The sequence below is a fragment of the Pseudomonas cichorii genome, from assembly GCF_015471405.1.
Classification (GTDB): domain Bacteria; phylum Pseudomonadota; class Gammaproteobacteria; order Pseudomonadales; family Pseudomonadaceae; genus Aquipseudomonas; species Aquipseudomonas serbiensis.
On sequence record NZ_BLVZ01000001.1, the window covers coordinates 583,177 to 606,743 of the forward strand.

Below are 23,567 nucleotides of genomic sequence, written 5' to 3' on the forward strand. Positions count from 1 at the left end.
GCTACTACCCTCTGACTGCATGGCTGAATATCTGCGCATAGACCTGCGCCGAGTGGCGGATCGGATTGGTGTGCGAGCAGCCATCGGCAAATGCCATGCGCCCCACCAGCTCTGCATCACGTTCATCGATGCCAATTGCACCCAGCATGTGAGGAATACCGATCTGCTCGCGCAGTTGCAGCACCCACTCCATGACCCCCGTGAAACCCGGCACAGGCAAACGCAGGTAAACCGCCAGGTCATCCATCTGCGTGGTCAGGGCTGACTCGTTGGCTTGCAGCACATAGGGCAACAAAATGGCATTCAACAAACCATGGTGAAGGTCATACAAGGCACCCAGACTCTGGGCGATGGCATGCACACCACCCAGCCCGCGCTGAAAGGCGGCGGCGCCCAGGCTTGAAGCCACCAGCATTTGCTGGCGAGCCTCAAGATCGTGACCGTCCTCCACGACTCTGGGCAAGTGGACCTTGATCAGTTGCATACCCTTGACTGCCACCGCCTCGGCCATCGGGTGATAAACCGGCGAACAATAGGCTTCCATGCAGTGAGTCAGGGCATCGGCACCGGTGGCTGCGGTCAGGTGCGTGGGCAAATCCAGCGTCAGGTTGGCATCCAGAATGGCAATGCGCGGCATCATGCGGATATGCAGGATGGTGCGTTTGACCCGCGCTTCTTCATCGGTAATCACCGAGGCTCGCCCGACTTCAGAGCCCGTGCCCGCCGTGGTGGGCAAGGCAATGACAGGGGCAATCCCCAGTGGATCGGCCCGCAAATGGTTCTGGCCGATATCCTCGAAATCCCAGAGCGGGCGGCTCTGGCCCGACATCAGCGCCACGGCCTTGGCCGCATCCAGCGCCGAGCCGCCGCCAAAGGCAATGACACCGTCATGACCACCGGTTTTATAAGCCTCCAGCCCATTGGCGACATTATCGCCAGTGGGATTACCCTTGACCTGATCGAACAGGCCGCAGTGACCCAGCGCTTTGCGGCAATCGGCCAAGGCGCTGTGAATCATGTCGGTACTGCCCAGAAACGTGTCGGTAATCAACAACGGACGTTTGATCCCTGTGACGCGACAAGCCTCGGCCAACTCGCTGACACGCCCTGCCCCCACTCGAATCGAAGTGGGATAGTTCCAGTCGTTAGTGTGCATGTGTCTATTCCTTTATTGAGGCGAACGTTGTTTCAGCCAATAAAACCGGCAGGCAATAAACCCATCAGCAGTCGCAGACCGAAAATGATCATGAACAGCCCGGTAATGATGTCGATGGCCTTCTTCATACGCTGATAACGCGCTTGAACAGCCGGAATGGAAAACAGCGTCGCCAACAGGACAAACCAGGAAATAGCCAGAATCGCGATGATCGAAACTCCGGCGGTACGCACCCACATCGGCATACCTGGCGTGGAGACCGTAGTGAATACACTGGTGTAGAAAGCCAGCGCCTTGGGGTTGGTCATATTGGTCAGCAACCCGAAGCGATAGGCGCGGCCCAGGCTGCCGATCCCCAAGGCCTGGATATCACGCGGCCTGGGCTGGCTGCCCGCGCTGCGCAGGCTTTTGCTGCCCAGCCAGGTCAGGTAAGTGCCGCCGAGCAATTGCAGGGCCGGTTGCAACCAGGGCAATTGTTGAAAGATAAGCCCAAGACTGGTGGCCGCCAGCAATGCCCAGATAATACTTCCCGAAGCCACACCCAACCCGGCGCAAATACCTTGTTGTCGCGACTGACTAAAGGAAAGTTGGGTAATAACCAGAAAGTTGGGGCCAGGGCTGATAATCAAAACAATGAAAGCACCGGCGAGCGCGGTCAACAAAGTGATCTCGTACATGGAGATTTATCCTGTTCAATTCAATAAGTAATGTTGCTGATTACGGATGAGTTACGGTTGAAGCCTTTATGCCCAGGACACCCACACAGGACTCAACGGCCAATCGCGCCTCAATGAGTGCGCGGCAGGTCGGGTCCGGCGTGGGAACGTAATGGTTGTAGAAGGTGCAGCCCTCGACGGCAGGCCCCAAGACCCAGAGCCGTTCCTGTACCGAACCATCGGCGCTCAGCGCACGACCGACACTGTCCGTCTCGATGCCATCGGCGGGATATGCATGGGCGGCGCGGACCAGCCCCTGGCGCTGCAAGTCACCCATAAGCCCCCTATCGTTGCGCGACAGACCGCTATGGGGGACGCGAGCATTGATCACCCTGTCGAACTCGATACCTGCGCAACCCGCATCGTTCATTGGCGGCAATACCGTGACCACACCGGCGTCCATCAAGGCCAGCAGGTCTTCGTAACGCTCTTTTTGCGGCCCGCCGACCAGACGGTTTGAAAGCCCGGCCCAGGTGCCATAGAACTCAAGAGTCGAGCGCTCCGTCAGCCCGTTGCGATCCACCAGCATTCGCAACAGGTCGCGGTAGTCGCGCCAGACCTCCAGCGCCTGCTTCACCGGGCTCTGCGCAGTACCTCGGCGACTGAGCGCAAGATCATGCTCGACCCACTCGCGATACCACTGGTTGTAATCACTGCTCTGCCCCGTCCAGCGGCGGGTTGGCAACCATTGAGCCGGCTCGAACTCACCCCACTCTCCGGCCAGGCGAGCAAACAGCATTTCCCGAACATCGGCTTCCTTCGCGGCCCGCAATCCTTGTTGAACAGACAACAGTTGTTCAGGTGCTTCAAGCCGAACCCTGGCCTGATAGAACACCGCACGCATTTCGTCTTCGATCAGCGGCAGGATGTCCCGCTCGAAATCCAGTTGCCCGGTCGCGCTCTGCTGCCGCAAAGCCTCGATGGCAGGGGCAGTGAAAAACAACCTGGGCAATGCCGCCCCGCTGGCCGGGCTCCATTGCGGCCGGGCATGGAACGCCAGTCCCGAACGGGAAAACAGGTAGATCTGCGGCTCGCGCCCGGATGGCAGGTAACGCCATCCTGCAAAACCATCGTCGCGTTCATAGCGCCCGCCTCGCCCCTGAGTCAGCGCGGCAACAGTGTCCATGGCGGCCAGTCCAAGGCCTTCAATGGCGACCCGCTCGCCAATTACCAGTTCTGCCCGTGCTTCAGGCACATGCCCGCTGGTGAGAAACACCGCTTCGGTGGTGAACTGTCGGCCATTGGCGGCTTTCAAGTGAAAGCCAGGCGCATCCGGCAATGGCTGGCAAGCGATCACCTCTTGCGGGTAATGACACACCTGAACATTGGCAGGACATTGCTCCAGCAGAAACCGGTAACAGTCCTGTAGATAGCGGCCCAGCAACTTGCGCGGCACGAAATCGCCAAACCCGACGGGGCGACCCTGCTCGTTATCACAGGTATGACCACGTTCATCCAGACGCACACCGTGGGCTGTACACCATTGCAGGAATGTCATGCCCGCCGGCTCACAAGCGGGAAAGGCACTGGAAAACGCCGAAAGCTGCCCGGCCATGGTGTTGAGCATCAGGTAGTCCGGTTGCTCGGCCAGGTGCAGGCCGCTGCCGGGCGCTTGCGGGTCTGAAACCTCGATCACCCAGCATTGGCTCTGGTCCTGACGCGCCATGCCGATCAACTGCTCCAGAATGCTCAACCCTCTGGAGCCCATGCCGATAATGGCGACCTTGCGTGCTTCAGGTTCGGCAACAGGTATGGATTCATCAAGGAAACGTTCGATGGAAAGAGTCTGCATAGCCATCACCACCGATTCGATTCGAAAAAGAACCGGGGCACGGACAGCGCCGTGCAGTCTGTGATTGCCTGCTGATAAACCCGCTGCCCCACGGCCAGATCCAGCACGCCGAGCCCGAAAGGCGAAAAGATCGTCGCCCTGTCCGGCTTCAGTTCGATCAGGCCCAGCATCAGTTGCGCCAGGGTGCCGGTGATGAACGAGCGATCCTGATACTGCTGCACCGCAAGGTCTGGCGAAGTCTGGGCCTTGAGACAATGCTCCACGTCATCGAGGATATTGTTGGAGCGGGCAATGACCTTTGGCCCAAGATCACGCAACGAAATATTGAGGATGACCTGCTCGGGACGGAACGGGTAATCGTCCACGTACGGGCTCGGTGCCGTTGTCGCAAACACCACCACATCGGCCTGCAGACTGCTTTCCAGGTCCGCAGGGTGGCTGGTCAGTTGATGGCGGGTCGAAGCATGCTCGATCAGGGCCAGGGCCGATTCGACGTGCTTGTCGAACACACTGACTTCATCCATCACCCAGCCATCGCTGACGAACATGTCCAGAATCGTGCGGGCAATGAACCCCGCGCCGATAAAGGCGATTCGACGGACATTGCGTTGCTGGCGGTTCAACCAGCGTGCCCCCAGCACTGCCGAGGCCGCAGTCCGCATGGCGCTGATGCGCGAAGCTTCCAGGCACGCGAAGGCATAGCCGGTCAGCGGGTCGTTGAGGATCAGGACCGCCGAGGCACGCTGCAAACCCGAGTCGATATTGCCGGGAAAGCTGGAAATCCACTTGATGCCACTCACAGGCTGTTCACCTGAAAGGCTGGCCGGCAACGCGATGATGCGATTGGCCGGGGCCTGGGGAAAGCGCAGGAAGTAACTGTCAGGATTGATGGAACGCCCCGCTTCATGCTCCAGATACGCACGCTGCACATCATCGATGCAGGCTTGCGGGTCGGCAGACAGAATCCGCGCGACCGCTTCGCCATCCACCACATGGAACGGCGTCTGGCGCAGGCGCTCAGCCGCCAGATAAGTGGTCCACTCGGGCACGACCGGCATGTCCGCCAGGGTCATGTTCAGCACTTCGCTGCCAAAACGCTGCTCGACCCATTGATCGTCGTAGATCGTGTCCAGATAGCGCTCGCCCCAGTCCGGCGATAACGCCACCACAACGGAGCCGGGTTCGATGCGCTCGCGCCAGGCATGCACGGCAGCCACCACCGTGGCGGTTGAACCACCAACCAGCAAGCCTTTGCTGCGCGCCAGCACTCGGCACATGGCTACGGTGCGTGATTCCGGCACCATTTCCAGAGCATGGATGCCTTCGGCATTGAAGATCGGCGGGCGCTGGCTGGTACCCAGCCCGGGAATGAAACGCCGACTGGCCGGTGTGTTGAAAGTCACCGAGCCAACGCTGTCTACGGCAATGATCTTTGTCGTCGGGTGATGACGCTGAAAATACTGCACGCAGCCCATCAGGGTGCCCGTGGTGCCAGCGCCCACGAACAGGTAATCCACATGCCCGAAATGTCGGCCGATCGAACGTGCCGTCGTACGCGCATGGGCGCGGGGGTTGGCCGAGTTTTCATACTGGTTGAGCCAGACATAGCGCGAGTCGCTGCTGACCTTGTCGCGGATCAGGGCGATGCGCGTCCCCAGAAAACCGCCATTGGCGTCCGGCGTATCGACCTGGATCACCTCGGCGCCATAAGTACGCATCATGCGGATGTTGTGATTGGAGCTGTTGGGGTCGACCACACAGGTAAACCTGATGGAGCGCTCGGCGCAGATCATCGCCAGGGCAACCCCGAGGTTGCCGGATGAAGACTCGATGAGAATGGTGTCCGGACCAATCAGGCCACGGGCTTGCAGGTCATCCACCAGGCCGACGGCAGTCTTGAGCTTGATGGAGCCGGCCGGGTTGAGCGATTCCATTTTCAGGAAAAATTCATGCCCCAGCCCCGCTACCTTGAGAAAGGTCTGGTCGTGAACGATATCGCAGATATTGTCGTACATGAGGGTCACTTCACTGTGTCAGGAGCGGAGCATCGGCCGGGGTATTGAGGGTTTGCCCAAGGGCATTGGCGATGCGCTCGGCCCGCAATGCCATCAAGGAAAACGACTGGCTGTCGCTGATGCCGTGGGTCCGCTCGGAAAGGCCGTTGACCCAGACGCTCACGTCGCACTCGCCCTGAGTGGCGACGTTGTAATCCCTGTCGATGATCAGGCCGCCATCCAGGTCAGCCTTGAGCCACGGTTGCAGGTTGCTCAACAAGGGTGGAACCAGATACTGCTGGTAGCCCGTGCCAAGCACGACCACATCCACTTCCAGAATTTCGGTGCGATGGCTGAAGGTATCGGTCAACGCCACGCGATAACCCTGGTCGATCTGCTCGATGTGGGAAACGACCCGGTAGCCATAGGTCTTCAGCCGTTTGCGACCTGCGATGGAGTCTTCGTAGATCATCGAGAACAGCTTCTGGCTCTCGTCCGGATCGATGCCGGCGTAGTTGGTCGAACGGCTCCAGTCGAGGAATCGATGGCGCGCGGCATGGTTCAGGCTATGGAAGTAATCGACATGATCCGGCGCGAAAACCCGGTTGGGGAACTGGCCCAGTTGGGTCAGCTTGAAACCTGCGGAGCGATGGACCGAATGCACCTCAATGCCGCTGTCACGCCCGACCAGTTCCAGCACCGACTCACTGGCGCTCTGCCCGGAGCCCAGTACCAGCCAGCGCTTGGGCAGCTTGTCGCCAAAAGCCTTTAGGCGCGTCAGGAATTGCGAGGTGTGGAACAGGGTTGGGCCGAGCAGCGTCTGGAACTCGACCGGAATCCTTGGCTCGCTGCCGCTGGAGAGCACGATATTGCGCGTGTTGAAACTGGCATCCGGGGTCTTGACCTGAACTTCGCACAAGCGACCGTCACGGATCACCGGCAGGATTTCAGTGACTGGCGCATTGAAACGGGTGTGACTGTCGACTTGCCGGGAAACCCAGGCGACATAGTCCGACCACTCATGACGACTGGCAGGACGCCCCAGCAGCCCGAAGTCAAACATGCGCCCCTGGCTTTTCAGGTACATGGCGAACGAAAAGCGGCTGCGGGGATTGCGCGGCGTTACCAGATCACGGAAAACATGGTGATTGATATCGGCCCCGGCCAGCAGAAGTTCGCGATGCCATTGAGTATCCTGCGCGGCCTCAAGATAACGAACTGTCAGGTGAGACAGCGGATCATCAACTTCCCGTGCATCTTCGAACACACAGGAAAGTGCAATACCCGCAGGCCCGAAACCAATACAGACCGCATCGGTATTAAACGTGTGTGGTGCTAAGTTACCCATTAAATAACCATCCTTAGAACTGGAGTAAATGGCAGTAAGCAGATAGACGTGTTGCGTTATTCGGTAACGGGAGCGAGCCCTCTCTCGCCCAGTTTCCAGACACTGTTGAACGCCCCCCTGCACTCGCCCTGATCAAAGCTGACGATGCCCAGCGGGGTGTTGAAAGTTGTGTTGCTCAATGCCGACAGCAGCTCGGCCTTGCGCCAGTTGCTGTTGGCCAATACCGCCAGCACGTAAAACATCAACAGGCTTTCGCGGTAATAGGTTTCAGGCATTGCGCCGTATAACCGTTGATGAAGAGCCGTTGCATGACATGAAGAGGCTCCCGACTCTTCGTCCATGCCGGCTACACCGAAACCGATGACATAGGTGTCACGATCATTGGCAAGGGCATTGCCCAGATAAGGCGATGCGGCATCGTCGGTCAGTACCAGAGGTCGCGTGCTGCCGGACCGACGTCGTGCAAGCCAGTGCTCGCGGCTGGCCTGCAAGCGCCCGGCGAACACTTCCACCTGCGCCTGCCCCGGCTCGCTGACCTGATGCAAGCCCGCCTGTTTCGCCGCCTCGGCGATGGCCCTGGCCAATGCCTGGCCGTGGGCGCTGCCGTCAGCGCCAATATGCAGCACATTCCATTGGCGAGTTTTCAGCCAGGCCAGCAGATCGTTGGCCAACTGTCGATCCGACGGGCAAAAGCGAAAGACGTTGTCGTGCTCAAGCGTCAGGCAGTCAATGGTCGCGGCAGGTGTCAGCAAGGCGATGCCCGCCTGCCGATAGAGTGCCGCAGCGCTCACTGCCGCATCGGAAGAGAAATGCCCGACGACCAGATCGACCTCCCGATCGATCATCTGCCGCGCTACTTCCGCACCACGCGCTGCATTGGCGCCATCATCGAGAAAGCGCCATTCCACCTGGCCCAGCCCGGCAATGAAGTTTCGCGCCACAGCCAGGGCCCGCAGAAAGGTTCGGGCATGAGGCGTGTCACTGGGGTCGAACAAGGCACTGACGCCAACCCGCAGAACGCGGGACTTCTGCAAATGCATCATGGCTGCACACCCGGGTCGCCAGAGCCAGCCTGAATGCGTGCCGGTGACAGAGCCGACCATTCGCCGCTCAGTTCCTGCCCCGCCAGATGGCTGCGCAACTGGTCGAACGCAATCTGTGCAATTCCGGGCGCAAGCTTGAAACCAAGCCCGGACATGCCGGTGGCCATGAAAACGGGGCTGTGCTCATCGCAAAATCCAACCAGCGGCCTGCCATCGGCACTGTAGCTGTCAAAACCCGGCAGCACGTCCAGCACGCTGATCAGGCCGCTGGATGCAGACAGCTGCTGCACACGCTGGCTGGCATCCAGGGCATGCCGCTCGTCAGGGCGGGCCAGAGTCTCCGGCCAGGCACCGCTGTCTCGCAAGCCGCAGCCGGTCTGAACGATATTGCGGGTCAGGGGAATCCCGTAAGTCTGGGTGACGGCATCGATAACCGGCATGAACCAGGTGCTTTCAGTCATCACCCTTGCCAGGGGGATAGAACGGGTTTCAAGCCCGAAATCCGTTCCTGGCAGCAGATGCTGGCTCCAGGCTCCGGCGGCAACGACCACCGCCCGGCAACGCAAGGTGGCACTGCCCAGTTCGATGCGAACATCATGACTGGAGCGACAATCGATGGACTTGACCTCGCAGTGCTCCAGCAATAACCCGTACTGGCGGACCACATTGCTCAACAGGGCCACGGCCTGACGCACATTGCCCACGCTGGCCCTAGGCTCGAACAGATTGACCCGCGCGTCCTTGTGGCAGTGCGGATAATGCACGCCATCGAGTTCGTGGGTGCCGACCAGATGCATCGGGTAACGCACTTTGGCGTGTTGCCTGATCGCGCTCCAGATGTCCTCCAGTTGATCCGGTGCGGCACGATAAATCATGCCGGTGCGGCGCAATGCACTGGAGTAAGTGGTGGCGAAAACGCCCTCATCCATCAAGCCAATGGAATACGCTGCCAGTTCCATCAACAGCGGGTCGGTGTCGTATAAACGCACCAGCCCGCCGGAATAACCGCTGGCCCCAAGGGCGCCTGCTGCGCCCTTGTCGATCAGCGCCACGGAAATACCCGTACTGCTCAGTTTCGCGGCAATGCTGGCGCCCACGATGCCAGCGCCAATCACCGCAATTTCATAATCGATGAACATCGAGATGTTCCTGCTCAGATAGAGTATTCAGCGGCCGAACCGGACATGACTGTGGCGTTTACCCGTGTCTCGGGCAGCCCGAATGCCGTGACGATGCGCGCTGACATCTCCGGGATCAGCGATTTGCCGATCACTGCCAGGAACGCCGCCAGGTGAATCACCGTGCGCCCTTCGGCAAGGCGCGTAGCAGTAATGGCGATCACATCCAGCAGTACCTGAGCCATACCCTTCATCGAGAAGTGTTCGGGGTCCGAAGCCTTGATCCATTGCAGACGCAGCGCTTCCAGCAAACCGGCATCCTGGCCGCAGACTCCACTCCACCAGCAGTCATCGCAGCGTTGCCCGGCCTCCAGCAAGGCCGGGAAAAATTCGTTGAATACCCTCTGCCGCCATTGCAGAAAGTGCTCCAGGCGGAAATCGCCTTCGCTTTCTTCAGGGGCGATGCTGGCCAGATACAGGCGTGCGCTGTCCGCACAGGCCTCACGGGCAAGATCACCGACCCAGATGGCATGGTTGCGGCTGGTGGACAGGTTCAGGCCATCAAGCTTGAGAAACTGGTTAGGCATGAAGCGCTGGTTGACCTTGATGTCATCGAGGGCCGACAACTGCGCCGGGTAAACGATGGCGTGGCTGAATACACAGTCAAACCCCAGGAAATGCACCAGCGTTCCCTGCCCCGACTGCCAGTACTGACGGAACAGTTCGGGACGCCCGGCCTGATCGGCATGCTCGCGAAAAGCCGCCATGTAACCGGCCAGCCCCATGAACCAGGTATGCACCCGACAGGCCCCATCGGCTTCAAGATCCAGCCCGCCATCCTCAGGGCGCGTAACGCCCCAGTCATGCAGGTTTTCAACGGTGTCGCGCAGCCAGTTATCCAGCGGTTTTCGCCATTTGCGGGCAAACAGCCTGTCGCGCAAGACCGGCTTGAACGCCGCCAGCTTCATGAAGGCACGGTGGGTGGATTTCCACTGCGACGGCTGCTTGCACAGCTTGCAGTGCAGATCCGTCATCAGCTCGGCATCAGGCGCCTGTGCGCAGTTCTCGCACTGACTGGCATCGGACTCGGCCCCGCAATAGTTGCAATTGCCTCTGGCAAAGGCCTCATAGCCCCATACCCGACAGTCCGGGCAATACGGTTCCTCGGCATCGCGAAACTCGATAAAGCCGGACTTGCGGACCTTGCCGAAGACTTCGCAAACCGCCTGCTCGAACCAAGGGTTCTGGTAAGGACGCATCCAGTTGTCAGGCTTGATGTTGATAGCGGCCAGCGACGCTTCAATGCGGTCCGAATTGCGATTGGCCAGTTCGACCGGGTCGACTCCCAGCTCCATGCCCTTGCGCAGCATGTAGGACTGATAATCGTCAGAGTAGGAAACCAGTACGCAGTCATGCCCGCGCTGGCGCTGGACACGGGTGAAAACATCAGCCGCCAGGAACGGTCCGGCGATATGGCCGATGTGCAGATCACCGTTGGGCGTGGGCGGAGTGATGGTCACGATGAACTTAGTCATTGAGACACCCCGTCGTTTCATTGTGCTGTTCGACAAAGGCATTCACGTAGTTCATGTCCCACCAGACCACGTAGAAATGAAAGTCCTCATCGGAATCATTGATGACGTAGTGATTGGTGTGTTTGGGGATCGCCGCAATATCGCCCACGGCAAACTCCATTTCCCGCTCACCCACGACCAGCCTGGAACGCCCCTTGATGGCGATGAAGATTTCCTGATCGATCTGGGTATGAGCCTCACTGCTGGTGCCGGGGCGCACAACGCACCAGCCACCGGCAAACGGCATCGGATAACCATCCCATGGCAGCAGACGGCTGCCATCGAGCCCGTACTCATGAACCAGGGCGTCGAAGTTGGTTTTACGGTGAATATCGAACTTTTCCATGCTCAAACCCGTGCGTTGTAGATGGGTAAAGCATGAATTTGGTGAAAAACGTTGGCTATCGGATTACTGGATAAGTCAGGCGGGTAGAATCGATTTTTTGGATGGGTATATATAAGGCTTCACCCTGCGCTGAAGCACATTTGCCTTAGTAAGATTTCTTACGGCAGTGCAGGCATTTGATTCAAAGTATTTCATTTCAAATGAAAAACACCGTTATGACAGGCGTTACAAGGCATTGGCGCGCAAGGGGCGAACAATGATAATCACTATCATTGTTGCTGATAATTGAATGTATCAAAGCGGTGTTACCGTTGCAGGCGATGAACGAACATGTGGAAAGCCTGCGAAACCGCATCGCAGGCCTGAATACCTGCTCCACTTCATCAGTCCTTTGGTTAGATCTTTTTAAGCCATCCCACGTGAGTGCGATGGCTTTTTTTTGATTTGAATTATCGCCCGTGCTGATCGGGCAATCGGCAGTAACAACTTTCGACTTGATGAATAACCTGTTTGCGCTAGTTTTTTGAGCGTTTTCTCACGGCCAAAGACAGGCATTCCGATGTCCACCCCCGCAGTATCTCCTCACAACACCGAGTACGGTGCCGAATTCTGGCTCATTGCCAATCAGGTCAGTAAACGTACCGAAAGTGAACGTTTGACCAACATCCAGTCAGGCTTTGCGCCCGGCTGGATACGCTCGGTCCGCGAGGCATTCCGGCTGAGCAATGAACACCTCGAAGCATTGCTCAACGCCTCGATTTCCACTCTGGAACGGCGTCAGCGTCAGCAACAGCCTCTGGACCAGGTCGCATCGGAGCGTCTTGACCGGATCGCGATGATTGCCACGCAAGCCCTGGAGATTTTCGAGACACCCGAACGCGCCAGCCAATGGATGCTGACGACCAATGCGGCATTGGGTGATCAGCGTCCACTGCGCTTGTGTGAAACAGAGATTGGCGCCCAGCAAGTACGCCGGACACTCGCTGCTATCGCCTATGGCGGGGTTGTCTGATGGAGGTCTGGAGAATCACCACGGCACGGTTCGCCACTGACCTGAGCGGCCAGGGCGCAGCGTTATATGGCGGGCGCTGGAATCACACGGAGCACAAGGCCCTGTATTTCGGCATGACGGCGGAAGTCTGTGCTCTGGAAACCGTTATACATTGCACAGAAGTCCCCCGCATCGCGTTGAAACTCGTGCGCGTCAAGCTGCCGGACGATCCGCAGCTTTACTGCGAACCCGACCTGCAACAGCTTGGCGAGGCCTGGGCCAGCAACCCGGCCGATATCCAGAGCATGAATATCGGCACAGCCTGGCTCAAGCGTGGTCAGCATCTGGGCCTGATCGTACCCTCTTCGGCACTGCCACAGGCCCGCAACATCGTGCTCAATCCGCTGCATCCGGCAGCAAGACGGATAGAGATTCTGGACGTCGCTGACTTCTTTCTGGGTCAACGGCCGAGATCGACCACCAACCTGCCCCTCACCTGACCTGCAATCAGTTGTGGCGCAATGTCGATGACCTCGCTCAGACCGATTTCACGGCTGATCAGCGGCAACAGCGAAACATCCAGGTCACTGGCCAGCCGCTCCCAGGCTTCCAGCCGATCAGCACGAGGACGTGTGACACTGTCGATCCCCGCCAGCGTTACTCCGCGCAGAATGAAGGGTGCGACAGAGCCCGGAAACTCCATACCCTGCGCCAGACCGCAGGCAGCGACTATGCCGCGATAGCGAATCCCGGCGCAGACATTGGCCAGCGTATGGCTGCCGACCGAGTCAATCGCAGCCGCCCATTGCTCTTTCGCCAACGGGCGACCGGGCTCGGACAAGGTAGCCCGGTCAATGATCTGCGCCGCCCCCAACTGCTGCAGATACGCACTTTCCGCAGGACGTCCGGTTGAGGCCACCACTCGATAACCGAGCCTTGCCAGAATGGCGACCGCAAAGCTGCCCACGCCACCGTTTGCTCCAGTGACCAGCACGTCGCCGCTGTCGGGAGTCAGGCCGTGTTTCTGCAAGGCAATAACCGCAAGCATCGCGGTATATCCCGCCGTGCCGATGGCCATGGCCTGTGCTGGCGTGAACGCTTGCGGCAAAGGAATCAGCCACTGGCTCTTGAGCCGTGCCTTTTCAGCCAGCCCACCCCAATGTGCCTCACCTACGCCCCAGCCATTGAGCAGGACCTGATCACCCGCCTTGAACTCGGGCGTATCGCTGCTTTCGACCGTCCCCGCCAGATCGATCCCCGGCACCATGGGGAAACTTCGCACCACCGGGCTGGCACCGGTTATTGCCAAGGCGTCCTTGTAGTTCAGAGTGCTGCTGGACACGCGCACCGTGACATCACCCGACGGCAACGAAGCTTCATCGATATCCGTCAGGCTGGCGCGGTATCCCTGCTCGTCCTTGTTGATCAAAATGCCTTTGAACATATGCACCTCCAATTTAGACCGATCGTCTTTAAATAGACCCGAGCAATCACTGCGGCAAGCCACGGAGAAAGCCGGCAATAAAGGTATTCAAGGGTTTTTCGCTTTTAACCAGCCGCGCACGCAGCACCGCGCCTTCCCAGCCGATCCAGAAAAAAGCCGCCAGCTCATTGCAATCGGCATCCCTGGCAAGCTCGCCAGCCTGCTGAGCAGCCTTGAGGCAGTGAGCAAGTTTTGCCTGCCAATCCTGCAAGATATCTTCAAGCTCAACACGAAATACATCAGGTAAAACACTGATTTCCTGACCTAAATTCCCCACCATGCATCCACGCCGATAGCCATGGCGCGCCATGCCACTCTTGGCGCTCTGGACGAACCCCACCAGCCGCTCCAATGGCGACAGCGCTTCATCCAGCAGCCAACGATCCAGGCGACGGGCGAAGTAACTGGCGTAGCTATCCAGTACTGCACGGCCAAAGACTTCCTTGCTCGCAAAATAGTGGTAGAAAGACCCTTTGGGTACGCCTACTTCCTTGAGGATGTAATCGATGCCCGTGGCCATGTAGCCCTGCTCGGTCAGGACTTCAAGGCCACGGCGGATCAGGGCTTCGCGGGTTTCCAGGTTCTCTCGGTCCACCTTGGGCGGGCGACCGGGGCGTCTGGGTTTCTCGGATAATATAGTCATGGCGGCAATATTAGACCGACCGTCTCTAAAGTCAAATCCACGTCAGGCCACATCTGCCTGAAGGGTTGCCAAAGACGATGGCAACGCGCTCAATAGCGGTTTGACTGCCTTCGATATGGAGCCCATGGAATGAGCGCATGGCCTGACAAACGCATCCTCGACCTGTTCTCGATCAACCTGCCCATCCTGCAAGCCCCCATGGCCGGAGCCACTGGATCGGCAATGGCGATTGCCGTCGGAAATGCAGGCGGGCTGGCTTCACTCCCCTGCGCCATGCTGAGCCCTGAGCAAATACGCGAAGAAGTCGCATTGATTCGCCAACACAGCCAGGCACCGCTGAACCTGAACTTCTTCTGCCATACACCACCGGCTCCCGACCCTGAACGGGCCGAACGCTGGAAAGAAGCGCTGCGACCTTACTATCAGGAACTGGGGGCCGACTTCGATGCCCCGACCCCGGTTTCAAACCGGGCCCCCTTCGATACAGATAGCTGCGCACTGGTCGAAATCCTAAGGCCTGAAGTAGTGAGTTTCCATTTCGGCCTTCCTGAGCAAGCCTTGCTGGACAGAGTCAGGGCGACCGGCGCCAGAATCATTTCCTCGGCCACAACAGTGGAAGAAGCTGTCTGGCTTGAGCGCAACGGCTGCGACGCAATTATTGCCATGGGTTACGAAGCGGGCGGCCATCGCGGCATGTTCCTGAGCGAACAACTCCATACCCAGGTCGGTACTTTTGCCTTGATCCCGCAAATCGCCAATGCCGTCAGCGTTCCGGTCATTGCGGCGGGAGGTATTGCAGAAGGTCGAAGCGTCGCAGCGGCTTTCATCCTGGGCGCATCGGCGGTGCAAGTGGGAACAGCGTATCTGTTCTGCCCCGAAGCCAAGGTCAGCAAGCCGCATCATCAGGCCTTGCGCAGCGCCACGGACAGCCAGACGGCCTTGACCAATATTTTCACGGGCCGCCCGGCACGGGGCATCGTCAACCGGATCATGAGCGAACTCGGCCCGATGAGCGCTCTTGCACCCGCCTTTCCGTTGGCTGGCGGTGCGTTGATGCCGCTTCGTGCCAAGGCAGAACCACAAGGTAACGGCGGCTTCATGAACCTGTGGGCAGGCCAGGCCGTGGGCATCAAACATGAGCTGTCTGCTGCCGAACTGACCCGGCAACTGGCTGATAATGCGCTGAAAATACTCTCCGGGATTTGAAACAGCGCTTCCCTGCGAGCGCGTCATCGCTATATATTTAAATATATAGCGAATGGCCGCCAATCTCCTGCGCGCCCACTCTCCCCCAAAGCACCCCCGGAGCCGTTTCATGCGAGTGTCCCTGCCAAGCATTACCCTCAAATCACTGGTCGTTGCCATCGCAGCCCTAGGCATGACCGGCGCCTTTGCCGACGAGGTACAGGTCGCCGTCGCCGCCAACTTCACGGCACCGATTCAGGCCATCGCCAAGGATTTCGAGAGAGACACCGGGCACAAGCTGGTCGCAGCCTTTGGTGCAACGGGCCAGTTCTACACACAGATCAAGAACGGCGCGCCTTTTGAAGTGTTCCTGTCCGCCGACGACACTGCCCCGGCCAAGCTTGAGCAGGAAGGCGATACCGTCAAAGGTTCGCGCTTCACCTATGCCATCGGCACGCTGGCGCTGTGGTCGGCCAAAGAGGGTTATGTCGACAGCAAGGGCGAGGTGCTCAAGGCCAACCAGTATCAGCACTTGTCCATCGCCAACCCCAAGACCGCACCTTACGGCCTGGCTGCCACTCAAGTGCTGGGCAAACTGGGGCTGATCGATGCAACGAAGGCCAGGATCGTCGAAGGTCAGAGCATCACCCAGGCCTACCAGTTCGTGTCCACCGGCAATGCCGAGCTGGGTTTTGTCGCCCTGTCGCAGATCTACAAGGATGGCAAACTCGCCAGCGGCTCCGCCTGGATTGTTCCGGCCGAGCTGCATGACCCGATCAAACAGGACGCGGTAATCCTCAACAAAGGCAAGGACAACCCGGCCGCCAAGGCACTGGTCGAATACCTCAAAGGCCCGCAAGCGGCCAGCGTCATCAAGTCTTTCGGGTATCAACTGTAAATGCCGCTGGGGAGTGCCGATATCGCGGCGATCTGGCTGACGCTGAAACTGGCGTCGCTGACAACCGTCATCCTGCTGGTGATCGGCACGCCCATTGCCCTGTGGCTGGCCAGGACCAACTCCTGGCTCAAAGGCCCGGTCGGCGCCGTGGTGGCATTGCCGCTGGTGCTGCCACCGACCGTCATCGGCTTTTACCTGCTGCTTTTGTTGGGGCCTAACGGTTTTATCGGTCAGCTCACGCAAAGCCTTGGCCTGGGCACCCTTACATTCAGCTTCACCGGGCTGGTGATTGGCTCGGTCCTGTATTCGATGCCCTTTGTCGTGCAGCCTTTGCAAAATGCTTTCGCAGCCATAGGCACACGCCCGCTGGAGGTGGCTGCCACCTTGAGAGCCGGCCCGTGGGACACCTTTTTCAATGTTGTCCTGCCACTGGCCAGGCCGGGCTTCATCACCGGTGCCATTCTGGGCTTTGCCCATACGGTGGGCGAGTTCGGCGTGGTACTGATGATTGGCGGCAATATTCCCGAGAAAACCCGTGTGGTGTCGGTGCAGATATTCGATCACGTCGAGTCGATGGAGTACCTGCAAGCTCACTGGCTGGCTGGCGCCATGCTGGTTTTTTCATTTCTGGTTCTTTTGGCGCTCTATTCAAGCGGCAAGTCCAAAACAGGCTGGAGCTGATTCATGGCATCGCCCATCGCCGTTCGCCTGCAGATGGCTTTTCCCACCTTCAAGGTGGATGTGGACCTGAACTTGCCGGGCACCGGCGTGACCGCACTGTTTGGCCCATCCGGCTCAGGCAAGACCACCTGCCTGCGCTGCATTGCCGGCCTGGAGAAAGCGCAACAGGGTTTTATTCAGGTCAATGGCGAAGTCTGGCAAGACTCGGCCAACGGCATATTCCTCGCACCACACAAGCGCTCCATCGGTTATGTCTTTCAGGAAGCCAGCCTGTTTGAGCACCTGTCGGTACGCGGCAATCTGGAATTCGGCCTGAACCGCATCCCCAAAAACCAGCGCAGTATCCAGATGCAGCATGCAACCGTCTTGCTGGGCATCGACCACCTGCTTGACCGGCTGCCGGACAAACTCTCAGGCGGCGAACGTCAGCGAGTCGGCATCGCCCGCGCCTTGCTGACCAGCCCGCGCCTGATGCTGCTCGACGAGCCGTTGGCCGCGCTGGATACCCGGCGCAAGAACGAGATCCTGCCGTATCTGGAGCGCCTGCATAACGAACTGGAAATCCCCATGCTCTACGTCAGCCACTCGCAGGATGAAGTAGCACGCCTGGCGGATCATCTGGTGCTGCTTGAAGAAGGCAGCGTCCTGGCCTGCGGCCCCATAGAGGAAACCCTGGCCAGGCTCGATCTGCCACTGGCCATGGGCGACGATGCCGGCGTCGTGATCGAGGGCACGGTGAGCGCTTACGACAGTCATTACCAGCTCCTGACCATCACCCTGCCCAACAGCAGGCTACCACTGATCGTTGCCCATGCCGAACTGGAAAAGGGCAAGAGCTTGCGCGTCAAGGTGCAGGCACGCGACGTCAGTCTCAACCTGCAAGCGGATGATCAAAGCAGCATCCTAAACCGACTGCCCGTGACAGTAATCAGTGAAGTTGCCGCAGACAATACGGCACACATGCTGGTACGGCTGGATGCAGGCGGCACACCCTTGCTGGCGCGTATCACCCGCTATTCCTACGACAACCTGAGACTGTACCCCGGGCAGCAACTCTGGGCGCAGATCAAGGCCGTTGCGGTACTGGCATGAAATAATTGGCACCCGTTTGAACAGGCGTGGTCAGTGTTGATAACCGATCTGGAAACATGACCATGCCCTCTTCGTCCGCCAGTTCAACAGCAGCACCTGAACTTCATTACGTCGACGACTCCCAGCCAGGCTTCACCCGCAAGGTCCTGCGGGGCAAGTTCGCTTACTTCGATACCGACGGCCAGCGCATCCGCGACGAAGCCGAGATCCAGCGCATCAACGCGCTGGTCATTCCGCCCGCCTATACCGATGTCTGGATCTGCGCCGACCCGGCCGGACACCTGCAAGCCACCGGCCGCGACGCCCGAGGCCGCAAACAATATCGCTACCATCCGCAATGGCGTGAAATCCGCGACCTGAACAAATACTCACGCCTGATCGAATTCGGCCATGCACTGCCCAAAGTCCGCAAACAGATCGAAGCGCAACTGGCACAACCCGGCATCGGTCGAGAGAAAGTCATGGCAACGGTCATTTCCCTGCTCGATGCCACCTTGATCCGCATCGGCAACAGCCGCTACGCCAAGGAAAACCGCTCGTACGGCCTGACCACCTTGCGCAACAAGCATGTGGAAGTGCATGGCACACAAATCGTCTTCGAGTTTCGGGGTAAAAGTGGCATAGAACACCGCGTCAGCGTCAAGGACCGCCGCCTGGCCAATGTGATCAAGCGCTGCATGGAATTACCGGGACAAAACCTCTTCCAGTACCTGGACGATAACGGAGAGCGGCATACCGTCAGTTCTTCTGATATCAATGCCTACTTGCAAGACCTCACCGGAGCGGACTTCACCGCCAAGGACTATCGAACCTGGGCCGCCAGCGCGCTGGCTCTTGCAACCCTGCGCAAACTGCATTGGGAGCCTGAAGCCGATGCCAAGAAACACATCGTCGAGATGGTCAAGGCCGTCTCACGACAACTGGGCAACACCCCCGCCATCTGCCGAAAATGCTACATCCACCCCGCCGTGCTGGAAGGCTTCCTGCTGGGCGACCTGGCAAAACTCCCACGTAGCAGGCAGCGCAAAGGCCTGCACCTTGAAGAAGTAGCGCTGGCCCACTACCTGCGCAGCCTGGCGCAAAGCATCGAGGACGTCGCGACCATCAGGAAATCATGAGGCCAGCGGCAGACAGCGCCGCGGGTCGCAACCTCGACCTTCATCACAAGCAGGTTTCGTAGCCTCATGATTTACAGAGATTTTTTATTTCGCGGAAAAAGTAACATCTTGTGCCATCTAGAGGACTTGCACGCTTGCTTCATGGGGACGGGATGTATATATTCCCTGCCTTGGCGCTACCGCCCCGATGGCGAAATTGGTAGACGCAAGGGACTTAAAATCCCTCGTCCTCTGGACGTGCCGGTTCGACCCCGGCTCGGGGCACCATATAAATCAATGGTTTGCGAGCTTTTCCCCTTGAGGCGCAAGAACAAGCGCTTCGCAACAAAGCATACTGCTTCGCAACGATTAGACTTCACACCCATCCTCCGGCGTCCTGCCGACATTCACCTAATCCATCTCTCAAGCAATCCACGCCAGAACAATCAACCCTTGCGTATATCATATGATATATAGATAATGGCCTCACATCTGAGGAGATGGCCATGAAGCTCTTCCACACCAGCCCAACAGAAATCACCAGCATCGAAAAAAACGGTCGATTCGGTGAGTTCCTATTTTTCTCTGGCAACGTGTATGCCATGACTGCGGGCGAAGCGGTCACCTACTCGATTGATCTGGATAACGAGGCTGTCATTGACGCTGGACGCCTTTTCTATCACGAAGACGCCGAGAAACTTAATGACCTGGTGGCTGAGCTGGCTGCCCATCTGGAGATAGACGCTGACACAGCAGAAGACCTGATTTCCGAGAAAGCCAATGTCTACGACTTGGACAGCATTGATCCAGAGGATATAGCCGATGCGTCTTGGGATGTTCAGCGCTTCACGGCTCGCGCTGCAAAGATTTTAGGCTTTCGCGGCGTCGCTGTCAGTGACGAACAGGGGGCTGCTTATATGATTGACATGCTGACCCATGAATCTGATCTGGTGAAAGCATGAGCAAGGCGCAGAAGGAAGCTGCAGCCAAATACCGCGCAGCGCAGATACAAGTGCAAGCTCTGATCAATCCAGACACTGAATCGGAGCTTGCTGAATCCTGGGCGTATTTGCGAAGACAGTTTGGTGGAAGCGGAAAGAAAGCCATTTCATGGGCAATATCAAATGCCAAAAACAGCATGGACTTATTCTACATATGGAAAGATGGAGAGGAAAACGCCGCTTTAACCGTATGGGCGGTCAACATGAATACAGCACTGGACGAGGCGGCTTACCGCCACGGATATGTTGATTATGCGGATATGGCTCAGGAAATGGCTTGGTCAGGCGGTGAAGGACTGAACATCAAGAAAGCCGAAATGTGAGGCGAAAATGCGCCACGAGTTCCCGGATAATATGCCATGTTGCGAGCAACTACTGAAAGTTTCCCAGACCCGAAAGCCTGGGCGCAAGCATCGCAAGACAGCTCCGAATCGCTGCAAACAAAATCAGGCTAACGCCATTCGGCGTAGCGATGCGTTTAAGGGCAAAAAGATCAAAGCTTTCCGCGAAAAGGTAAAAGCCTACTGGAGGGGCGATCTGGAAAAGTTTCCGATCTTTGCCGGACACTAAAGCAAACATGCGAGCATAGCTCAGTTGGATAGAGCATCCGCCTTCTAAGCGGATGGTCGCAGGTTCGAGTCCTGCTGTTCGCACCACTCCATTTATTCAAACTGCCGTGCAGGCAGCAACGAGAATTCGGAGAAGAAGTATGCTTTGCCAGCACTGCACCGCAGTAATGCCATCATCAAAAAAGACGCTTGGAGCCTGGGCGGTAGAGTATACCCAGCTAATTGCCACTCGCGATCTCAAGCCGAAAACACTAAAAGACCGTTTTGCCCATACCGCGAAGCTTATCTCGTTACTCGGAGGGCCTGACCGCCCCGTAGCAAGCATAAGGCCTGTTGATATGGCGAAGGCAATTCGCCAGGTATGGGATTCGGGTCGAGAGCATTTAGCGCTGCGACTCTATATCGAAGCCGATGACATGTTCAGCGAGGCCATTGTCGCCGGCTATGCCGGGATGAATCCGGTGCCACATATAAAGCGTCCTCGACCTAATGTGCGCCGCGCAAGACTCACAATTGAACAGTTCAGGGCTATTCGCAAGCGCTCTGTTCGTGAGGGTCGACAATGGCTTGTGAATGCAATAGATCTTGCACTCGTGTCCGGCTTGAGAATCGGTGATATCGTCAGACTCAGATCCAGCCATATTGTCGATGGGTATCTGCTTGTGGCACAGCAGAAAACAGGAGTAAGACAGGCTATTCCGTTGGACCTGCGCCTCTCATCCGAAAGGCTGAGTCTCGGAAAAATCATTTCTCGTTGCTCTGCCGGAAAAGCCGAAGGGTCCTTGCTTATATCGCGGAATGACGGAAAACCATACTGCAAGAGATACCTGACCACAGCATTCTCAACCGACCGAAACATGGCATTGCCTTTGTCTACATGGTGGGATGGAAAGAAGCCAGCCACCTTTCACGAAATACGATCACTTTGCCAGCGCCTTTATCGGGAGCAAGGCCTTGATACCAGGGAGCTACTTGGGCACAAGAGGCAAAGCACAACCGATCTCTACAACGACGACCGAGAGTGCTATGGAGCGGCATTCAAGGTCTTTGTACTGCCCGGCATAAAGAAAGGCCCGTCGCATATAAAATCGTCGATTAAAGCCTGGGCAGGCTGAAATTTCGGCCTACAAATCCTCATCATAAATCGAGATTGCGAGATGAATATCCGAGAGCTTTATGAGCGCGAATGGCTCAAGCAAAACCCAGGGAGGACTTTGGCCAGCATGCAGAGCTCCGGCGACTTCTACTACGATGACGCCGCGCAAGCGGGCTGGCACTGGTGGCAGACAGCTTGGGAAGCCCTGCAGTCCGCTCAGCGTGAAAGCGATTCATAGGCCCGCTCACAAGCCATTCCGGCTATTCGGGCTCGGTCATAAGCCGTTGCCAGCTCTCCCGCTCTTTTGTCAGCCCGGCTGAGCAGGTCGGAGAGCACCAGGGCGGCGCGGCGGGTTGACGCGCTTCGCTCGGCAGTTCTGGAATCGCTGGCGGCGCAACTGGCTCGACCGGCAAAGTCCTGAGCTGCGACGTGCAGCCGCTCACCAGCACGATCAGCGTGATCGGCATCATCCACCGCAGCCACTTGTTGAGTTCTTGCATCGTTTGATACCTGGTTGATTGCCGTCTGTCGGCGCTGCTCTTCGGTTCGACTCTTGGATTCGGCTACAGCTACGGCTTGCAGGTCGTCGGCATCGCGGGCATTCCAGCGGGCTTGCCACTCTTTCCTCTCGACCGATATGCCGTGGCAATAAGCAAGCCACAGGCTGCCCACCACCAGTGCGACAAAGACACCGATCGTGCTCAGTCGACCGGTTATCGCAAGCGGAATCATGACAGCACCTTCAATGCACGCTGGTAGAACTCTTCGCGCTCAGCCAGGCCATTTGTCCCGCCATTGATCCGCTTCGTGATCCCGACGAAATCAGACTTGTCAGCGAGCCGGTTCAGACCGTTGCTGCCCCAGAACCACGCGGCGGACATTGCTGCATGCTCTGGCTGCTCCAGCAACTCAGGGCGCTTGAGCAGGTCCAGCCCCAAGGCTTCACCGCACGCAGCGTAGTTCGCCCGCCCCGTCACCTGAATAAGCCCCCGGCCGCGATAGAGCTGGCCATCTCCATCGGCTTCCGGCGTGTTGCCGAGGTTCGCAGCGAGGCGACCGGTATCGTACTTGCTCAGGTATGCGTCATTGCCCAGTTCGCGGACGTACCGAAGCTGGCCGGATTCGTGACCGATCTGCGCAATGAAAGCGGCAATGCGCAACGGAGTGATGATCTGGTACCGGCCCATGGCCGCATTGAGCGCAGGAACAAAAACGCCGGCTTTAGAACCGGCGTTGGGGAGTATCTGCAGGAGCTGCTGTTGCGTGATCGACATTCACTTTTCTCCAGGTAATAAAAAGCCCGCTCGGAGGCGGGCGCTGGTGTTCTGCTGGGGTCAGGCCGGAATAGATGGCCAGTTGATTGCTGTCGGATACCCGGGCTGCTCGGGCAGCCGGACCAGTGCGACCCTGTATTTCTTCCAGGCTTTGAGCAGCGCGATCTCGGCGTCTGTCGCATCATCGATGTCGACGGCGTCTTGAAGCGGCGCAATCGCGTAATCAGCAGCTGCTCGCAAAGATGCAATCTTGCTCGCGATATCTGCCAGGGCCTGATCCGCTGCAGCCTTTTCCTTCATTGCCCTTGTGATGAGCTTGCTCCAGTCGATGTTCATGCCTCGGGCTCCACTGATGATTCCTGAACTGAAATATCCGCCGAGAAGCTGACGGGGAGCGGCGCAGGGAATACGATCGGGCCGTCACCGACATTGATGAGCGGATCGGGAAATGCCTGGGCCTGACTGTAATT

Annotated in this window: 25 protein-coding genes and 2 tRNA genes; 13 read left to right on the plus strand and 14 right to left on the minus strand. The window is 58.1% G+C overall.

Going from position 1 to position 23,567, the window contains the following annotated elements:
• Positions 1-4 precede the first annotated feature (4 nt).
• Genes JL015_RS01795 through JL015_RS01835 form a run of 9 tightly spaced genes read right to left on the minus strand, consistent with a single transcriptional unit; the run spans position 5 to position 11,087 of the window.
• Positions 5-1,156: an iron-containing alcohol dehydrogenase gene (locus tag JL015_RS01795; protein ID WP_201017173.1), complete on the minus strand. Its 1,152-nt coding sequence runs from the start codon at positions 1,154-1,156 to the stop codon at positions 5-7.
• 32 nt (positions 1,157-1,188) lie between these two features.
• Positions 1,189-1,833 (minus strand): LysE family transporter, encoded by a 645-nt coding sequence (locus JL015_RS01800; RefSeq protein ID WP_201017174.1) that lies wholly within the window; start codon positions 1,831-1,833, stop codon positions 1,189-1,191.
• A 40-nt stretch (positions 1,834-1,873) separates the two neighbouring features.
• Positions 1,874-3,664: an FAD/NAD(P)-binding protein gene (locus tag JL015_RS01805; RefSeq protein WP_201017175.1), complete on the minus strand. Its 1,791-nt coding sequence runs from the start codon at positions 3,662-3,664 to the stop codon at positions 1,874-1,876.
• A 5-nt stretch (positions 3,665-3,669) separates the two neighbouring features.
• The gene (gene sbnB, locus JL015_RS01810; RefSeq protein ID WP_201017176.1) at positions 3,670-5,679 is read right to left on the minus strand and encodes a 2,3-diaminopropionate biosynthesis protein SbnB; all 2,010 of its coding nucleotides are present in this window, start codon (positions 5,677-5,679) and stop codon (positions 3,670-3,672) included.
• Positions 5,680-5,689: 10 nt separating this feature from the next.
• On the minus strand, positions 5,690-7,006 hold the full coding sequence (locus tag JL015_RS01815; protein WP_201017177.1) for a SidA/IucD/PvdA family monooxygenase: 1,317 nt from the start codon (positions 7,004-7,006) through the stop codon (positions 5,690-5,692).
• A gap of 56 nt (positions 7,007-7,062) precedes the next feature.
• Positions 7,063-8,049: an ABC transporter substrate-binding protein gene (locus JL015_RS01820; RefSeq protein WP_236250134.1), complete on the minus strand. Its 987-nt coding sequence runs from the start codon at positions 8,047-8,049 to the stop codon at positions 7,063-7,065.
• Entirely contained in the window at positions 8,046-9,188 is a 1,143-nt protein-coding gene (locus JL015_RS01825) for an NAD(P)/FAD-dependent oxidoreductase (protein ID WP_201017178.1), read from the minus strand. The genes JL015_RS01820 and JL015_RS01825 overlap by 4 nt, the downstream gene beginning before the upstream one ends.
• Before the next feature lie 14 nt (positions 9,189-9,202).
• Entirely contained in the window at positions 9,203-10,702 is a 1,500-nt protein-coding gene (locus JL015_RS01830) for a methionine--tRNA ligase (protein WP_201017179.1), read from the minus strand.
• Positions 10,695-11,087 (minus strand): cupin domain-containing protein, encoded by a 393-nt coding sequence (locus JL015_RS01835; RefSeq protein ID WP_201000750.1) that lies wholly within the window; start codon positions 11,085-11,087, stop codon positions 10,695-10,697. Before JL015_RS01835 ends, JL015_RS01830 begins: the two co-directional genes overlap by 8 nt.
• Before the next feature lie 559 nt (positions 11,088-11,646).
• Between JL015_RS01835 and parS the strand changes: the two genes are divergently transcribed.
• Entirely contained in the window at positions 11,647-12,099 is a 453-nt protein-coding gene (gene parS, locus JL015_RS01840; RefSeq protein WP_201017180.1) for a type II RES/Xre toxin-antitoxin system antitoxin, read from the plus strand.
• Positions 12,099-12,578, plus strand: a complete 480-nt coding sequence (locus tag JL015_RS01845; protein ID WP_201017181.1) for an RES family NAD+ phosphorylase — start codon at positions 12,099-12,101, stop codon at positions 12,576-12,578. The genes parS and JL015_RS01845 overlap by 1 nt, the downstream gene beginning before the upstream one ends.
• On the opposite strand, the gene acuI is transcribed toward JL015_RS01845, so the two are convergent.
• Positions 12,539-13,522, minus strand: a complete 984-nt coding sequence (acuI, locus tag JL015_RS01850; protein WP_201017182.1) for an acrylyl-CoA reductase (NADPH) — start codon at positions 13,520-13,522, stop codon at positions 12,539-12,541. The genes JL015_RS01845 and acuI overlap by 40 nt on opposite strands.
• A gap of 46 nt (positions 13,523-13,568) precedes the next feature.
• Positions 13,569-14,204, minus strand: coding sequence for an acrylate utilization transcriptional regulator AcuR (acuR, locus tag JL015_RS01855; protein ID WP_201017183.1), 636 nt, complete (start codon positions 14,202-14,204; stop codon positions 13,569-13,571).
• 129 nt (positions 14,205-14,333) lie between these two features.
• On the opposite strand from acuR, the gene JL015_RS01860 reads away from it, so the two are divergent.
• The 11 genes from JL015_RS01860 to JL015_RS01910 all read left to right on the plus strand — a co-directional run bounded on the left by JL015_RS01860 (position 14,334) and on the right by JL015_RS01910 (position 21,842).
• On the plus strand, positions 14,334-15,410 hold the full coding sequence (locus tag JL015_RS01860; RefSeq protein ID WP_201017184.1) for an NAD(P)H-dependent flavin oxidoreductase: 1,077 nt from the start codon (positions 14,334-14,336) through the stop codon (positions 15,408-15,410).
• A 109-nt stretch (positions 15,411-15,519) separates the two neighbouring features.
• On the plus strand, positions 15,520-16,287 hold the full coding sequence (gene modA / locus JL015_RS01865) for a molybdate ABC transporter substrate-binding protein (protein ID WP_201017185.1): 768 nt from the start codon (positions 15,520-15,522) through the stop codon (positions 16,285-16,287).
• Positions 16,288-16,968: a molybdate ABC transporter permease subunit gene (gene modB / locus JL015_RS01870; protein ID WP_201017186.1), complete on the plus strand. Its 681-nt coding sequence runs from the start codon at positions 16,288-16,290 to the stop codon at positions 16,966-16,968.
• A gap of 3 nt (positions 16,969-16,971) precedes the next feature.
• A complete protein-coding gene (modC, locus tag JL015_RS01875) occupies positions 16,972-18,060 on the plus strand; it encodes a molybdenum ABC transporter ATP-binding protein (protein ID WP_201017187.1) in 1,089 nt (362 codons plus the stop codon).
• Positions 18,061-18,122: 62 nt separating this feature from the next.
• Positions 18,123-19,178 carry a DNA topoisomerase IB gene (locus JL015_RS01880; protein ID WP_201017188.1) on the plus strand — a complete coding sequence of 352 codons (1,056 nt, stop codon included), beginning with the start codon at positions 18,123-18,125 and terminating at the stop codon, positions 19,176-19,178.
• A 181-nt stretch (positions 19,179-19,359) separates the two neighbouring features.
• Positions 19,360-19,445: transfer RNA gene (locus tag JL015_RS01885), tRNA-Leu, on the plus strand.
• A 218-nt stretch (positions 19,446-19,663) separates the two neighbouring features.
• Complete coding sequence (locus JL015_RS01890) at positions 19,664-20,119, plus strand: hypothetical protein (RefSeq protein ID WP_201017189.1); 456 nt, start codon at positions 19,664-19,666, stop codon at positions 20,117-20,119.
• Positions 20,116-20,481: a hypothetical protein gene (locus tag JL015_RS01895; protein WP_201017190.1), complete on the plus strand. Its 366-nt coding sequence runs from the start codon at positions 20,116-20,118 to the stop codon at positions 20,479-20,481. The genes JL015_RS01890 and JL015_RS01895 overlap by 4 nt, the downstream gene beginning before the upstream one ends.
• 7 nt (positions 20,482-20,488) lie before the next feature.
• Positions 20,489-20,728, plus strand: a complete 240-nt coding sequence (locus JL015_RS01900; RefSeq protein WP_201017191.1) for a hypothetical protein — start codon at positions 20,489-20,491, stop codon at positions 20,726-20,728.
• A gap of 9 nt (positions 20,729-20,737) precedes the next feature.
• Positions 20,738-20,814 (plus strand) — tRNA-Arg (locus JL015_RS01905).
• Positions 20,815-20,867: 53 nt separating this feature from the next.
• A complete protein-coding gene (locus JL015_RS01910) occupies positions 20,868-21,842 on the plus strand; it encodes a tyrosine-type recombinase/integrase (protein WP_201017192.1) in 975 nt (324 codons plus the stop codon).
• A 197-nt stretch (positions 21,843-22,039) separates the two neighbouring features.
• On the opposite strand, the gene JL015_RS01915 is transcribed toward JL015_RS01910, so the two are convergent.
• The 3 genes from JL015_RS01915 to JL015_RS01925 are packed head-to-tail and all read right to left on the minus strand — an operon-like array spanning position 22,040 to position 23,433.
• Positions 22,040-22,555 (minus strand): DUF2514 domain-containing protein, encoded by a 516-nt coding sequence (locus JL015_RS01915; RefSeq protein ID WP_201017193.1) that lies wholly within the window; start codon positions 22,553-22,555, stop codon positions 22,040-22,042.
• On the minus strand, positions 22,552-23,097 hold the full coding sequence (locus JL015_RS01920; RefSeq protein WP_201017194.1) for a glycoside hydrolase family 19 protein: 546 nt from the start codon (positions 23,095-23,097) through the stop codon (positions 22,552-22,554). Before JL015_RS01920 ends, JL015_RS01915 begins: the two co-directional genes overlap by 4 nt.
• 60 nt (positions 23,098-23,157) lie before the next feature.
• Positions 23,158-23,433: a tail fiber assembly protein gene (locus JL015_RS01925; RefSeq protein ID WP_201017195.1), complete on the minus strand. Its 276-nt coding sequence runs from the start codon at positions 23,431-23,433 to the stop codon at positions 23,158-23,160.
• Positions 23,434-23,567: the final 134 nt, after the last annotated feature.